The organism is Curtobacterium sp. MCLR17_036 (assembly GCF_003234445.2).
Lineage (GTDB): Bacteria > Actinomycetota > Actinomycetes > Actinomycetales > Microbacteriaceae > Curtobacterium.
On sequence record NZ_CP126269.1, the window covers coordinates 2,001,415 to 2,016,062 of the forward strand.

The following is a 14,648-nucleotide window of genomic DNA, read 5'->3' on the forward strand; positions in this document are numbered from 1 at the left end:
GGAGTCCGACCACGTGACCGACGAAGCGACCACCAGCACCGGCGTCGACGAGCGGCTCACCGAGCGGGGTGTCGGCGAGCTGGCCGAGAAGATGGGCATGGTCATCACCGAGCTCAGCGCCGAGCGTGCGGTGGGCACGATCCCGGTCGAGGGCAACCGGCAACCGGTCGGTCTGCTGCACGGGGGCGCGTACGTCGTGCTCGCCGAGAGCCTCGGGTCGATGGCGGCGAACGTGCACGCCGGTCCCGGCCGCTACGCCGTCGGCATCGAGCTGAGCGCCTCGCACTCGCGCAGCGCCACGAGCGGCACCGTCACCGGCACCTGCACCGCGATACACCTCGGCGGTACGCTCACCACGCACGAGATCGTCCTCACCGACGACCAGGGCCGACGGTGCTCGACGGTGCGCATCACGAACATGATCCGCGAGCGGCGCTGACCCTCGGACCGCGCTGATCACCGCGCCGTGCCGGCGTGTCAGTCCTCGGGCGGACGCTGCAGCAGCAGGCGAGCGTCCCCGAAGCCGAGCCGCCGGTAGAGCCGCTCCCCGTCGACGCTCGAGTGCACGCTCGTCCGCTCGACACCGAGGTCGTCGGTGACGTCGAGCAGTGCGGTGACGAGCCGCCCGGCGACGCCGGCACCGCGAAGGTCCGGGTGCACGTAGACCGTCTGCACGTCCGCGGTCAGCCGTCGCCCCGGGTGGTCGGGCGTCGGAGGGCGCGACACGAGGGCGAGCCACGCCATCCCGAGCACGACGCCGTCACGCTCGGCCACCACGCACCGGTGGGTGTCCGGGTTCGCCGCAGCGAACGCGACCATCGCCTCGCGGTACGCGGCGGGCGTCGCCGCCGGCACCGCCCCGCCCTCGTCGACGCTCCACCGCCAGCGCAGGTCGGCCACCGCAGGCATGTCGTCAGGCCGGGAGGCCCGGATCACCACGTCGTCCACCGCTCCAGCCTGCCAGGTGGCCGGCTCTCGTGCCCCGGACGTGCAGCAGCGCCGCCGGACCGGGTCCGACGGCGCTGGCGTGAGCGACGGTGTCGCCTACTTCTTGGCGCTGAGCTGCTCGATGATCGCCTTGGCGACGTCGTGCATGGTCAGGCGGCGGTCCATCGAGGCCTTCTGGATCCAGCGGAACGCCTCGGGCTCGGTGAGACCCATCTTCTCGTTGAGCAGGCCCTTGGCGCGGTCGACGAGCTTGCGGGTCTCGAAGCGCTCGACGAGGTCGGCGACCTCGGCCTCGAGCGTGATGATCTGCTGGTACCGCGAGAGGGCGATCTCGATCGCGGGGAGCAGGTCGTTCGGGGTGAAGGGCTTGACCACGTAGGCGAGGGCGCCGGCCTCGGTCGCACGCTCGACGAGGTCCTTCTGGCTGAAGGCGGTGAGCAGGACCACGGGGGCGATGTGGTTCTTCGAGAGCTTCTCGGCCGCGGAGATGCCGTCGAGCTGCGGCATCTTGACGTCCATCACGACGAGGTCGGGGCGGAGGTCGGTCGCGAGCTGCACCGCGGTCTCGCCGTCACCGGCTTCGCCGACGACGTCGAACCCGTTGTCGCGGAGGATCTCCACGATGTCGAGGCGGATGAGCGACTCGTCCTCAGCGACGACGACGCGACGGGGTGCGGTTGCTGTTGCTTCTGAGTCACTCACGGAGGAGAGCCTACTAGACGGCGGAAGTGGTGCCGATCAGGGAGTTGCGCGCCGCGCGTGCCTGTGCGGTTCCACAGCGCGCCTGCCCGATCCAGGACGCCGTGGACGGTGCTTGTACGAGTGGCGGGACTTGAACCCGCACGCCGTGAGGCAGAGCATTTTGAGTGCCCCGTGTCTGCCGATTCCACCACACTCGCGAGGGCTCCAGGCTAGCAGGACCCGGGTACCGTCCCGATCCCGGTCCTGGTCGCGGGCGCGGACGAGGTCGGCAGCGCCAGCTCGAACACCGCACCCCCGGGCGCCGCTCCGCCCGCGGCCTCCACGTACCGCAGGGTGCCGCCGTGCGCCTCGGCGATCCCCCGCGCGATGGGCAGCCCGAGCCCGGCGCCGCCCGTCCGGGCGTCGCGCGACGCCTCGAGCCGAACGAGCCGGTCGAAGACCCGCTCGCGGTCGGCCGGCGGGATGCCGGGGCCGTCGTCCGCGACGCGGACCGCGGCCTCGCGCCCGCGGTCCTCGAGCGTGATGACGACGGTGCCCCGACCGCCGGTGGCGCGTGCGGCGTTGTCGACCAGGTTGCCGACGACCTGGGCCAGCCGCTCGGCGTCGACGGTCGCCGGGACCGGGCCGTCGGGGACCGCGACGCGCAGGTCGACGGACGGCAGCCGCAGACGGAGCCGGTCCCCCTCGGCGACGAGCACCGCGCCGAGGTCGACCGAGCGCCGGTCGAGCTCGATGCCGCGGTCGAGCCGGGCCATCGTGAGCATGTCGTCGACGAGCCGTGCGGCCCGGTCCGCCTGACGCACGACGTGCACCGCCAGGGCCTCGCGGGTCGCGTCGTCGCCCCCGCCGCGCACGAGCGTGTCCGCCGCGGCACGGACGCCGGCGACCGGCGTGCGGAGTTCGTGCGCGGCGTCGGACAGGAACGAGCGGACCCGGGCCTCGGCGGCGACCGCGTCGTGCTCGGCCCCCTCGACGGCGTCGAGCATCTCGTCCATCGCGACGGCGACCCGGCCGATCTCGGTGTCCCGGCGCGAGGGGCGCAGGCGACGCCCACGGTCGCCCGCTGCGATCGACCGTGCCGTGGTGGTCATGACGTCGAGGGGCCGCAGCGACCGGCGGACGACGAGCACCACGCCGACGACCGCCACGCCCAGGAAGACCGCCGAGGCACCGCCCATCACCCACCCGAGCTGCACGAGCGTGTCCTGGACGTCCCGCGTGCCGGTCGTCAGCGTGATCCGCGTGCCGTCGTCGAGCCGGCTGACCAGGGTGAGCACGCCGTCGTCCTCCCGCAGCTGCGACGAGGTGACCGTCCGGCCCCCGTCGGAACCGGTCGACGCCGACGGGGACGCCGAGGGCGAGGCCGAGGCGTCCGTCCCGGGGCGCCGGGCCGGACCGGGGACCGGGAGCGCAGCCGGATCCGGTGGACCGGAGCGCAGTTCGTCCGGGGTCGGGCCGGCCTCGACCGCGGCGCCGTCGGGTTGCACGATCCGGACCGACAGGCCCTGTGCGGAGAGCCGGTCCGCGAGGTCCTCGGCGTCGACCGTGCCGACGAGCGCCGCGGCCGCCGAGGCCCGGTCGCGGAGCCGGTCCTCGACCTGGGCACGGAGACGGACCCCGAGCAGCGCCTCCACCGCGACCGCGAGGCCGGCGAGCAGGACCGCGAGCAAGACCACGGTGGCGACGACGGTCCGCAGTCGCAACGAGGTCGTGCGGAGGCCGCCGGTCCGTCCGTCGCTCACGCCGGCGTCCGGTCGTCGCTGAGCCGGTAGCCGAGGCCCCGGACGGTGTGCACGAGCCGGGGACCGTGCGCCTCCATCTTCCGGCGGAGCGCGCTGAGGTGCACCTCGACCACGTTCGCCGCGACCTCCTCGTACCCCCACACCTGCGTCGTGATCTGCGCCTTCGAGACCGTCCGGCCGCGGCTCTCGGCCAGGAAGCGCAGGAGGCGGAACTCCGTCGCGGTGAGCTCGAGCCGGACACCCGCGCGGTGCGCCGTCGCGGCCTCGGGGTCCACGACGAGGTCGGCGACCTCGACCACCGACGGAATCCGACCGCGGCGCCGGCGCACCGCCGTGACGCGGGCGACGAGCTCGGCCATCGCGAAGGGCTTCACCACGTAGTCGTCCGCGCCCTCGGCGAACCCCCGCAGCCGTTCGTCGAGTTCGTCGCGGGCGGTCATCATCACGACCGCCGCGTCGGAGGCCGACCGGATGCGCCCGGCGAGCAGGATGCCGCTCGGTCCGGGCATCATCCAGTCGAGCAGGACCAGGTCGGGGGCTGCGCGACGGAGGTCCTCGAGGACGGCGCGACCGTCGGGGGCCTCGGCGACGAGGAACCCCTCGGCACGGAGGGTCGTCGCGACGGCGGTGCGGATGGAGTCGTCGTCGTCGACCACGAGGACGCGGGCAGGAGCAGGCACGGCGGACACGGTAGGGCCTGCCGTCGGGTACGGAGCCTGGAGGACGCTGGAGAACCCCTGTGCTTCAGGTCTGCTTCAGATTCGGACTCGAGCGTCGTCCTCGTCGGTGGACCACACGGCCCACCTCCGACCCGAACAGGAGACACCACCATGCACGACGAACGAGACGACGAGACGCCGGGGACGACGGGGACGACGGGGACGCGCCGCCGGGCGGTGCTGCGGCGGGTGGGCGTCGGAGCGGCGGCGGCAGCGGTCCTCGTGCTCGGCGGCGTCGGCGTCAGCGCCGCCACCGCTGCGACGGGCGGGGCCACCGCCGGGCCCTCGGCGGCCGCGAGCAGCGGGCCGAGCGACGCGCCGGGCGACGACGCCACCGTGGTCCCCGGGCCGGCCGGACCCGCCGACGGAGCGACGCCCGTCCCCGGGCCGGCCGGACCCGACGCAGCAGCACCCGGGTGCGCCGCACTGCCGGGCGCCGGCGGCGGTGACGGTGACGGTGACGGGAAGACCCCGGCACCGCCGGCACCGCCGAAGCAGGGCGACACCCCGAAGCCGCCCGAGCAGGGCGACGCACCGAAGCCGCCCAAGCAGGGCGACGCACCGGCACCGCCGAAGCAGGGCGACGCACCGAAGCCGCCCAAGCAGGGCGACACCCCGAAGCCGCCCAAGCAGGGCGACGCTCCCGCCGCACCGACGCCGGGCCGTCCCGACGCGTCGGCGACCGCGACCCCGCAGCCCGGCTCGGGCTCGGGCTCCTGACGTCGGGGCCGGGTGGCACCGGGCGCGACCCGAGCGGGTCGTGCACCCCGTGCCTCCCGGCCGCTGCGTCGGCACGGACGGAACCCGAGTCGCCCGCTGCCGGGTAGCGTCGTGGACGTCAGCGGTCAGATCAGCAAGGAGTGCTCGTGGACTCTCGTGCCGTCCGCACGTTCCGCGTGTTCGTCGTCGTCACCGCGGTCGTCGCGATCGTGCTCGGCGTCACCGCGATCGCCTGGCCCCGCCCGTCGCTCGTGGTGGTGGCACTGGTGTTCGGTGTGTACCTCGTCGTCGCGGGCGCCCTGCGCGTGCTGGCGGCAGCGCGGGGTCACGGCACACCGACGCCCTGGCGGTGGACCTCCGGGGTGGTCGGGACGCTCGTCGCGGTGGCCGGACTGGTCACCCTCGTCGACCCCGTCATCCCGCTGCTCGTCTACGCGGTGCTCGCGGGCATCGGCTTCGTCGTCGAGGGCGTCGCGTCGCTCGTCGGCGGCTTCGTCGGGCACCCCGGTTCGTCACGCGTCCCGACGCTCGTGAGCGGCGTGGTGTCGGTGCTCGCCGGGGTGGTCGTGCTGCTCGCCCCGGGGACGGCGCTCGCGGTCTTCACGGTGTTCGCCGGCATCGCACTCGTCGTCGTCGGTGCGGGGACGCTGCTGTTGCTGCCGCCGCGGGCCGCGGTCCGCCGCTGGTAGGGCTGCGGATCAGGCGTTGCCCGTCCCGAACAGCAGCCCGAGCGCGTAGGTCACCACCGCGGCTCCGAACCCGATCGCGAGCTGGCGCAGTGCGCGGCGACCCGGCGAGGCCCCGCTGAGCACACCGACGACCGCGCCCGTCCCGAGCAGGGCGAGCCCGACGAGCGCACCGGCGACGGCGATCGCCGCCCAGCCCTGCATGCCGAACAGGAACGGCAGCACGGGGATGACCGCCCCGGAGGCGAAGAAGCAGAAGCTCGACACCGCGGCACTGAGCCCGGTACCGACGGCCTCGTGGTCGGCGGTGGTCACGATCCCGCCGGTGGCCGGGGACCGCTCGCCGATGCCGGAGAGCACCTGCGCGGCGTGCTCGGTCGCGTCGGCTTCCGACATGCCGCGCGCCCGGTAGACGAGGGCGAGCTCGTTCGCGTCGACGTCCAGGTCGGCGACCGCGCGGCCCGCCTCGGGGTGCGGTGCGGACGCGTCGAGGAGTTCGCGCTGCGACCGCACCGACACGTACTCCCCCGCCCCCATCGACAAGGCACCGGCGAGCAGACCGGCGATGCCGCTCAGCAGGACGAAGTGCCGGTCGGCACCCGAGGCGCTGATCCCGATGATGAGTGCCAGGTTCGACACGAGGCCGTCGTTCGCGCCGAACACCGCCGCGCGGAACGTCCCCGACAGGCGCATGCGGCCCCGGTTCGCCAGCCCGCGGACGACCTCGCCGTGGATGCGCTCGTCGGCCGCCATCTGCGCGGTCGCGTCCGCGTCGTCGGCGTAGGGCGAGCGGTCCTCCGCCCGCTGCATGAGCGCGAGGACGAACACCGAGCCGAACCGCTTCGCGAGCGACGCCAGGACCCGGGTGCGCAGGCTGCCCCGCTGCGGGCGGCCGACGTCCTCGCCGAGCAGCTCGACCCAGTGCTGCTCGTGCCGGCCCTCGGCCTCGGCCAGCGCAGCGAGGATGTCGCGTTCCTCGCCGGAACGGCGCGCGGCGAGGTTGCGGTAGACGGCGGCTTCGGCGCGCTCGTCCGCCAGGTACCGACGCCACCGGCGGACGTCGGCTGCGGTGGGTGCGGTGACGGTGTCGTCCTGGAGGCTCACCCCGCCCATCCTGCCCGGCCGGCGGTCCGGTCGCGCCCCGGCTCCACCCCACCGGGCGCGCCCCGAGCGTCGACGCGCATCGGGAACCCGCGATCGCGCCCCGCGGACGCCGTCGCGCCCCGGTGAGCGGGGGCGCGACGACCGCTGCGGGGCGCACCCGCAACGCGTCCGGCGTCCGGCGTCAGGAGCCCGGGGTCCGGGGTGCGACGCAACAGGGCGCAGACCGGAGGCTGCGCGCACCACGTGCGCCGTGCCTCCCGTCCGCGCCCTGTGGCGACGGATCCCGCGGATCAGTCCCGGACGTAGGCCGGGGCGGCCTCGGCGTGGGCGTCGCCCACGCGGTGCACCCGCAGGTCGTTCGTCGAGCCCTCGATGCCGGGAGGGGACCCCGCCGTCACGATGACGCGGTCGCCGGGGGCGGCGAGGCCGTTCTCGAGGAGGACGTCGTCGACCTGCGAGAAGAGCTCGTCGGTGTGGGTCTTCCGCTCCACCAGGAACGAACGGACACCCCAGGTGAGGGCCATCCGGCGGCGCGTGGCCTCGTTCGGGGTGAAGGCGATGATCGGCAGGCCGTGGCGGAGCCGCGACATGCGACGGGCCGAGTCACCGGACTCGGTGAAGACGCAGAGGTACGAGGCCTCGGTGAACTCGGCGATCTCGACCGCGGCGAGCGTGATCGCGCCACCGAGGGTGCGCGGCTTCGTGCCGAGCGGCGCGATGCGCTCGAGGCCGTGGTCCTCGGTCGACTCGACGATGCGGGCCATCGTGCGGACGGTCTGCACCGGGTACTCGCCGACGCTCGTCTCGCCCGAGAGCATGACCGCGTCCGCGCCGTCGAGGACGGCGTTCGCGACGTCGGACGTCTCGGCGCGGGTGGGGATCGGCGACGAGATCATCGACTCGAGCATCTGCGTCGCGACGATGACGGGCTTCGCCATGCGGCGGGACAGCTCGACGGCGCGCTTCTGCACGATCGGGACGGCCTCGAGCGGGAGTTCGACGCCGAGGTCACCGCGGGCGACCATGATGCTGTCGAAGGCGTCGATGATCTCCTCGAGGGCGTCGACGGCCTGCGGCTTCTCGACCTTGGCGATCACGGGCAGGCGCTTGCCCTCCTCGTCCATGATCTCGTGCGCGCGGTCGACGTCGGCGGCGTTGCGCACGAACGACAGCGCGATGAGGTCTGCGCCCTGGCGGATCGCCCAGCGCAGGTCGGCCTCGTCCTTCTCGCTCAGCGCGGGGACGTTGACGGCGACGCCGGGCAGGTTGATGCCCTTGTTGTTCGAGACGGTGCCGGCGACGACGACCTCGGTGCGGACGCGCACCCCGTCGGTGTCGAGGACGCGCAGGCGCACGCGGCCGTCGTCGATGAGCAGCGGGTCGCCGGGCTCGACGTCCTGGGGCAGGCCCTTGAACGTCGTGCCGCAGATCTCCTTCGTGCCGGGGACGTCCTCGGTGGTGATCGTGAACACGTCGCCGACGGCGAGCTCGTGCGGCCCGTCCGCGAACTTGGCGAGGCGGATCTTCGGACCCTGCAGGTCGACGAGGATCGCGACCGGCTTGCCGAGCTCCTCGGCGGCGCGACGGACGTTCACGTAGTTGGCCTCGTGGACGCTGTAGTCACCGTGGCTGAGGTTCAGTCGGGCGACGTCGACGCCCGCTTCGATGATCTCCTTGACGGTCTCGTACTCCGACGTTGCCGGTCCGAGCGTCGAAACGATCTTTGCGCGTCTCAATGGATTCCTTCGTGGTGGTGGATGGAGCCTTCGGTTTCCACGCTGTGGGGCCGCGCGGAACGAACGAGGCCACCAGCACCCTACCGAGTACTGGTGGCCTCCCGCTCACGTCGAGGTGAGCATCTGGTGGTGGTCCGACATCAGACCGAGATCGCCCGGTCGGTCGCCTTCACCGGGGCCGGCAGGATCGTCGAGCCCTCGAGGTACTCGTCGACCTTCGCGGCGGCGGCGCGACCCTCGGCGATGGCCCAGACGATGAGCGACTGCCCGCGGCCGGCGTCGCCGGCGACGAAGACGCCCGGCTCGTTCGTCGCGTAGTCGGGGCGGCGGTCGATCGCACCGGAGACCGTCGTCGGCAGGCCGAGCTGCGGCTCGATCGTCTCCGACTCGGGGCCGGTGAAACCCATCGCGATGAGCACGAGGTCCGCCGGGATCTCGCGCTCGGTGCCCGCCTTCGGCACGCGTCGGCCGTCGAGGTACTCGGTCTCGGCGACCCGCAGTGCGCGGACCTCGCCGGCCTCGTTCGCCAGGAACTCGACGGTGGAGGCGAGGAAGTGCCGCTCGCCGCCCTCCTCGTGCGCGCTGGTGACCTCGAACACGGTGGGGAACATCGGCCAGGGCTGCTCGGACGGACGCTCGAGCGGCGGCTGCTTGCCGATCGCCAGGTTCGTTACGCTCAGGGCGCCCTGCCGGTGGGCCGTGCCGATGCAGTCCGCACCGGTGTCGCCGCCGCCGATGACGATGACGTGCTTGCCCTCGGCCGTCAGCTGGTTGTCGACCCGGGTGCCCGCGTTCGCCTTGTTCTGCTGCACGAGGTAGTCCATCGCGAAGTGCACGCCCTCGAGGTCCCGGCCCGGGATCGGCAGGTCGCGCGGCACGGTGGCGCCGGTCGCGACCACGACGGCGTCGTAGCGCGACTTCAGGTCGTCCCAGGTGATGTCCCGCCCGATCTCGACCCCGGCACGGAACCGGGTGCCTTCGGCCTGCATCTGGGCGAGGCGCGCGTCGATCTGGCGCTTCTCCATCTTGAAGTCCGGGATGCCGTAGCGGAGCAGGCCGCCGATGCGGTCGTCCCGCTCGTAGACGGCGACGGTGTGCCCGGCGCGCGTGAGCTGCTGCGCGGCGGCGAGCCCGGCCGGACCGGACCCGACGACGGCGACGGTCTTGCCGGTCAGGCGCTCCGGCGGGTGCGGCGTGACCCAGCCCTGCTGGAACGCCTCGTCGATGATCGAGACCTCGACCTGCTTGATCGTCACCGGGGGCTGGTTGATGCCGAGCACGCAGGACGCCTCGCACGGAGCCGGGCACAGGCGGCCGGTGAACTCCGGGAAGTTGTTCGTGGCGTGCAGGCGCTCGATGGCCTGGCGGCCCTCGCCCCGCCAGGTCAGGTCGTTCCACTCCGGGATGAGGTTGCCGAGCGGGCAGCCCTGGTGGCAGAACGGCACGCCGCAGTCCATGCAGCGGCCGGCCTGGCGCTTGAGCGCGCCGGACTCCTGCTGCTCGTAGACCTCTTTCCAGTCCATGAGCCGCACGGGTACGGGTCGTCGGGCCGGGAGCTCGCGCTCCTGGACCTTGAGGAAGCCCTTCGGGTCAGCCACGGGTCGCCTCCGTCGTGTCGTTGCTGGTCGTGGTCGGTGGTGCGGGGTGCGTGCCGTGCTCAGCCACCGGTCACCTCGAGGATCCGGTTCCAGACCACGTCGCCGTCGGGGTCGAGCCCCTCGTCGACCGCCTGCTTGCGGGTCTCGAGCACCGCCGCGTAGTCACGCGGCAGCACCTTGACGAACTCGCTCAGGTCGCCGGCCGCGAGCAGGTCCGCCGCGAGGGTCGACCCCGTCTCGTCGGCGTGCCGGGTGAGCAGGTCGGTCACGATCTCGACGTCGGCGCTGTCGAGGGGCTCCAGCCGGAGTTCCCCGGTCGCGAGGGCGTCCGTGTTGACGTGCTCCTCGCGCAGGCCGCGGACGTACGCGGTCCCGCCGGACATGCCGGCGCCGAGGTTCCGACCGGTCTCGCCGAGGATGAGCGCGAGGCCACCCGTCATGTACTCGAGCGCGTGGTCGCCCACGCCCTCGACGACGGCGGTGGCACCCGAGTTGCGGACCAGGAAGCGCTCCCCCACGATGCCGCGGATGAACATGCTGCCCTGCGTCGCCCCGTAGCCGATGACGTTGCCGGCGATGACGTTCTCGGCCGGGTCGAAGCCGGAGCCCGCGTCCGGCCGCACGACGATCTCGCCGCCGGACAGGCCCTTGCCGACGTAGTCGTTGCTGTCGCCGACGAGCCGCAGCGTGACGCCGGCGGGCAGGAACGCACCGAGCGACTGCCCGGCGGAACCGCGGAGCGTGATGTCGATCGAACCGTTCGGCAGCCCGTGCTCGCCGTGGCGGCGGGTGACCTCGTGGCCGAGCATCGTGCCGACCGCGCGCTCCGTGTTCCGGATCGGCAGGTCGAGCGCGATCGAGCCGCCGTGGTCGAGGACGTCGGCCGTCTGCTCGATGAGCTGCACGTCGAAGTGCTGCTCGAGCTCGTGGTCCTGCGCGCGGTGGTGCCGGCGGGGCTCGGACGCGTCGAAGTGCGGTCCGGTGAGCACCGGGCCGAGGTCGAGGCCGGAGGCCTTCCAGTGCTCGAGTGCACGGTCGACGTCGAGCACGTCGGACTGGCCGATGGCCTCGTCGAGCGTGCGGAAGCCGAGCTCGGCGAGGAGCTCACGGACCTCCTGTGCGATGAACTCGAAGAAGTTCACGACGAACTCGGGCTTGCCCGAGAAGCGCTTGCGGAGCTCCGGGTTCTGCGTCGCGACGCCCACCGGGCAGGTGTCGAGGTGGCAGACACGCATGAGGATGCAGCCCTCGACCACGAGCGGCGCGGTGGCGAAGCCGTACTCCTCGGCCCCGAGGAGCGCGGCGACGACGACGTCGCGACCGGTCTTCATCTGGCCGTCGACCTGCACGACGACGCGGTCGCGCATGCCGTTCAGCATGAGCGTCTGCTGCGTCTCGGCGAGACCGATCTCCCACGGCGTGCCGGCGTGCTTGAGCGAGTTGAGCGGTGACGCCCCCGTCCCGCCGTCGTGACCGGAGACGAGCACGACGTCGGCCAGGGCCTTCGTCACGCCGGCGGCGACCGCGCCGATGCCGGACTGGCTCACCAGCTTCACGTGGACGCGGGCGGCGGGGTTCGCGCGCTTCACGTCGAAGATCAGCTGCTTGAGGTCCTCGATCGAGTAGATGTCATGGTGCGGGGGCGGCGAGATGAGCCCGACGCCCGCGGTGGCGTGCCGGGTCCGGGCCACCCACGGGTAGACCTTGGTCGGCGGCAGCTGGCCGCCCTCGCCGGGCTTCGCACCCTGGGCCATCTTCAGCTGGATGTCCGTGGCGTGCGTCAGGTACATGCTCGTCACGCCGAACCGGCCCGACGCCACCTGCTTGATGGCGCTGCGGCGCTCCGGGTCGAGCAGGCGGTCGACGTCCTCGCCGCCCTCACCGGTGTTCGAGCGTCCGCCGAGGCGGTTCATCGCGATGGCGAGCGTCTCGTGGGCCTCCTTCGAGATCGACCCGTAGGACATGGCACCGGTGTTGAACCGTTGCACGATCGACTCGATCGGCTCGACGTCGTCGAGCGCGATCGGCGGGCGGACACCGTGCTTGAACCGGAACAGGCCGCGGAGCGTCATGAGCTCCTCGGACTGGTCGTCCACGGCGCTCGAGTACTCGCGGAAGATGTCGTACCGCCGCGCCCGCGTGGCGTGCTGCAGACGGAAGACCGTGTCCGGGTTGAACAGGTGCGGCGGACCCTCGCGGCGCCACTGGTACTCGCCGCCCGTCTGCAGCCGCTCGTGCGAGAGCACCGCGCCGTCCTGCGGGTACGCCTGGGCGTGGCGCTCGGCGTTCTCCTTCGCGATGACGTCGATGTCGACGCCGCCGAGGATCGACGACGTGCCGGTGAAGTAGCGGTCGACGAACTCCTGGCTCAGTCCCACCGCTTCGAACGCCTGGGCGCCCGCGTAGCTCGAGACGGTCGAGATGCCCATCTTCGACATGATCTTCAGGACGCCCTTGCCGAGCGCCTTGATGACGTTCTTGACGGCCTGCTCGGGGCTGATCCCGCTGATCATGCCGGAGCGCACGAGGTTCTCGCAGGTCTCCATGGCGAGGTACGGGTTGATCGCCGAGGCGCCGTACCCGATCAGCGTGGCCACGTGGTGGACCTCGCGCACGTCGCCGGCCTCGACGATGAGCCCGACCTTCATGCGCTGCTCGGTGCGGATGAGGTGGTGGTGCACCGCGGCGAGCAGCAGCAGCGACGGCACGGGTGCCTGCTCGGCGTTGCCGTCGCGGTCGGAGAGCACGATGAACTGCTTGCCGGACTCGATCGCGGCGTCGACCTCGTCGCACACGGCGGCGATGCGCTTCTGCATCGCCTTCTTGCCGGCGTCCACGCGGTAGAGCCCCTTGATCGTCACGGTGAGGTGACGGCCCGAGCCGGTCTCGAAGTGCTGCACCTTGGCGAGCTGGTCGTTGTCGATCACCGGGAAGTCGAGCGTGATCTGCTTCGCGTGCTCGGGGCCGGCCGAGAGCAGGTTGCGCTCCGGTCCGAGGCCCATGCCCATCGACGTGATGACCTGCTCGCGGATCGAGTCGAGCGGCGGGTTCGTGACCTGCGCGAACTGCTGCGTGAAGTAGTCGAACAGCAGGCGCGGCCGCTGCGAGAGCACCGCGATCGGCGTGTCCGAACCCATCGCACCGAGCGGCTCCGCGCCGGTCTGCGCCATCGGACGGAGCAGGATGCGGACTTCTTCCTCGGTGTAGCCGAAGGCGCGCTGCCGTCGGGTGACCGACGCCGGGGTGTGCACGATGTGCTCGCGGTCGGGGAGGTCGTTGAGGTTGATGCGCCCGGACCCGAGCCACTTGGCCCACGGACCCGATGCGGCCAGCCCGCGCTTCACCTCGTCGTCCTCGATGATCCGGCCGGCCTCGGTGTCGACGAGGAACATGCGTCCGGGTCGGAGTCGACCCTTGCGCACGACCTTCTCGGCCGGCACGTCGATGACGCCGGTCTCCGAACCCATCACGATGAGCCCGTCGTCGGTGACCAGGAAGCGTCCGGGGCGGAGCCCGTTGCGGTCCAGCGTCGCGCCGACGAGCGAGCCGTCGGTGAACGTGATGGCGGCGGGGCCGTCCCACGGCTCCATGAGCATCGAGTGGTACTCGTAGAAGGCACGGAGGTCCGGGTCCATCGCGACCTGGTTCTCCCAGGCCTCGGGCACCATCATCGACACCGCGTGCGGCAGCGAGCGGCCGGTCAGCGTGAGCAGCTCGAGCACCTCGTCGAACGAGGCCGAGTCGCTGGCGCCCGGGCTGACGATCGGCAGCAGCGGTGCCATGTCGCCGAGCAGCTCGCTCTCGAGCTGCGACTGGCGCGCCCGCATCCAGTTGCGGTTGCCGCGGACCGTGTTGATCTCGCCGTTGTGCGCGATCGTCCGGAACGGCTGGGCGAGCGGCCACGACGGGAACGTGTTCGTCGAGTAGCGGGAGTGCACGATCGCGAGCTTCGACGCGAAGCGCTCGTCGCTGAGGTCCGGGTAGAACGGCTCGAGCTGGAGCGTCGTGACCATGCCCTTGTAGACCGTGGTCCGGCTCGACAGGGACATGAAGTACAGGTCGTCGTCGTGCTCGGCCCGCTTGCGCAGCCGGAAGGCCTGGCGGTCGAGCGCGATGCCGCTCCAGGCGCGGCCGTGCACGTCGTGCCGGACCGACGCCACGAAGAGCTGCTCGAACGCCGGCATGGCGGCGCGGGCCAACGACCCGAGCACCTCGGGCCGGACCGGGACGGTGCGCCAGCCGAGGACCTTCAGGCCCTCTTCACGCGCGAGGCGCTCGACCGCGCCCTTGACCGCGTGCCGGCGGTCGTCGTCGGTGGGCAGGTAGGCCGTGCCGACGGCGTACTCCCCCGCTGCGGGCAGCTCGAACGGCACGACGGCCCGCAGGAACTCGTCGGGCACCTGGCAGAGGATGCCGGCGCCGTCGCCGGTCCCCGCGTCCGAGCCGACCGCACCGCGGTGCTCGAGGTTGCGGAGCGCGCCGAGGGCGGCGTCGACGATGTCGTGGCCGGGCGTCCCGCGCAGGGTCGCCACCATGGCGAGGCCGCAGGCGTCCTTCTCGTTCGCCGGGTCGTAGAGACCCGTGGCGTCCGGGATCGCCGAGAAGCGGCGGTGCGGCGGCACGAGCGTCGTCGATGCCGGTGTCAGGTCTGGCTGGAGCGCCATGGGGAACCGTCCTCACGAGGAAGTGGAAC

11 protein-coding genes and 1 tRNA gene are annotated in these 14,648 nt (G+C 72.6%); 3 read left to right on the top strand and 9 right to left on the bottom strand.

Annotated features, from left to right (window positions below; genetic code table 11):
- Nucleotides 1-13 precede the first annotated feature (13 nt).
- Nucleotides 14-439: a PaaI family thioesterase gene (locus DEI99_RS09450; RefSeq protein ID WP_071255685.1), complete on the top strand. Its 426-nt coding sequence runs from the start codon at nt 14-16 to the stop codon at nt 437-439.
- A gap of 38 nt (nt 440-477) precedes the next feature.
- Here the strand turns inward: DEI99_RS09450 and DEI99_RS09455 are convergent, their stop codons facing one another.
- The 5 genes from DEI99_RS09455 to DEI99_RS09475 all read right to left on the bottom strand — a co-directional run bounded on the left by DEI99_RS09455 (nt 478) and on the right by DEI99_RS09475 (nt 4,072).
- Nucleotides 478-948 carry a GNAT family N-acetyltransferase gene (locus DEI99_RS09455; RefSeq protein WP_111040505.1) on the bottom strand — a complete coding sequence of 157 codons (471 nt, stop codon included), beginning with the start codon at nt 946-948 and terminating at the stop codon, nt 478-480.
- Nucleotides 949-1,044: 96 nt separating this feature from the next.
- Nucleotides 1,045-1,650 (bottom strand): ANTAR domain-containing response regulator, encoded by a 606-nt coding sequence (locus DEI99_RS09460; protein ID WP_071255692.1) that lies wholly within the window; start codon nt 1,648-1,650, stop codon nt 1,045-1,047.
- Nucleotides 1,651-1,765: 115 nt separating this feature from the next.
- A tRNA-Leu gene (locus tag DEI99_RS09465) sits at nt 1,766-1,847 on the bottom strand.
- 12 nt (nt 1,848-1,859) lie between these two features.
- Complete coding sequence (locus DEI99_RS09470) at nt 1,860-3,392, bottom strand: sensor histidine kinase (RefSeq protein ID WP_111040506.1); 1,533 nt, start codon at nt 3,390-3,392, stop codon at nt 1,860-1,862.
- Nucleotides 3,389-4,072 (bottom strand): response regulator transcription factor, encoded by a 684-nt coding sequence (locus DEI99_RS09475; protein WP_258369154.1) that lies wholly within the window; start codon nt 4,070-4,072, stop codon nt 3,389-3,391. Before DEI99_RS09475 ends, DEI99_RS09470 begins: the two co-directional genes overlap by 4 nt.
- A 150-nt stretch (nt 4,073-4,222) precedes the next feature.
- On the opposite strand from DEI99_RS09475, the gene DEI99_RS09480 reads away from it, so the two are divergent.
- Both DEI99_RS09480 and DEI99_RS09485 read left to right on the top strand, forming a co-directional pair.
- Nucleotides 4,223-4,831, top strand: a complete 609-nt coding sequence (locus DEI99_RS09480; RefSeq protein ID WP_111040508.1) for a hypothetical protein — start codon at nt 4,223-4,225, stop codon at nt 4,829-4,831.
- Nucleotides 4,832-4,977: 146 nt separating this feature from the next.
- Entirely contained in the window at nt 4,978-5,520 is a 543-nt protein-coding gene (locus tag DEI99_RS09485; RefSeq protein WP_181434307.1) for an HdeD family acid-resistance protein, read from the top strand.
- A gap of 9 nt (nt 5,521-5,529) precedes the next feature.
- Here DEI99_RS09485 and DEI99_RS09490 read toward each other — a convergent pair whose 3' ends face one another.
- The 4 genes from DEI99_RS09490 to gltB form a co-directional block, all read right to left on the bottom strand.
- Nucleotides 5,530-6,630: a VIT1/CCC1 transporter family protein gene (locus DEI99_RS09490; RefSeq protein ID WP_111040510.1), complete on the bottom strand. Its 1,101-nt coding sequence runs from the start codon at nt 6,628-6,630 to the stop codon at nt 5,530-5,532.
- A 281-nt stretch (nt 6,631-6,911) separates the two neighbouring features.
- Nucleotides 6,912-8,357, bottom strand: a complete 1,446-nt coding sequence (pyk, locus tag DEI99_RS09495; RefSeq protein ID WP_111040511.1) for a pyruvate kinase — start codon at nt 8,355-8,357, stop codon at nt 6,912-6,914.
- 140 nt (nt 8,358-8,497) lie between these two features.
- Nucleotides 8,498-9,955, bottom strand: a complete 1,458-nt coding sequence (locus DEI99_RS09500; RefSeq protein WP_071255732.1) for a glutamate synthase subunit beta — start codon at nt 9,953-9,955, stop codon at nt 8,498-8,500.
- A gap of 59 nt (nt 9,956-10,014) precedes the next feature.
- On the bottom strand, nt 10,015-14,619 hold the full coding sequence (gene gltB, locus DEI99_RS09505) for a glutamate synthase large subunit (protein ID WP_258369155.1): 4,605 nt from the start codon (nt 14,617-14,619) through the stop codon (nt 10,015-10,017).
- Between the last annotated feature and the right edge of the window lie 29 nt (nt 14,620-14,648).

What these genes read in the sequence shown, in the direction of transcription:
- DEI99_RS09480 (WP_111040508.1), top strand. Translation starts at nt 4,223, where the DNA reads ATGCACGACGAACGAGACGACGAGACGCCGGGGACGACGGGGACGACG.
- DEI99_RS09490 (WP_111040510.1), bottom strand. Translation starts at nt 6,630, where the DNA reads ATGGGCGGGGTGAGCCTCCAGGACGACACCGTCACCGCACCCACCGCA.
- gltB (WP_258369155.1), bottom strand. Translation starts at nt 14,619, where the DNA reads ATGGCGCTCCAGCCAGACCTGACACCGGCATCGACGACGCTCGTGCCG.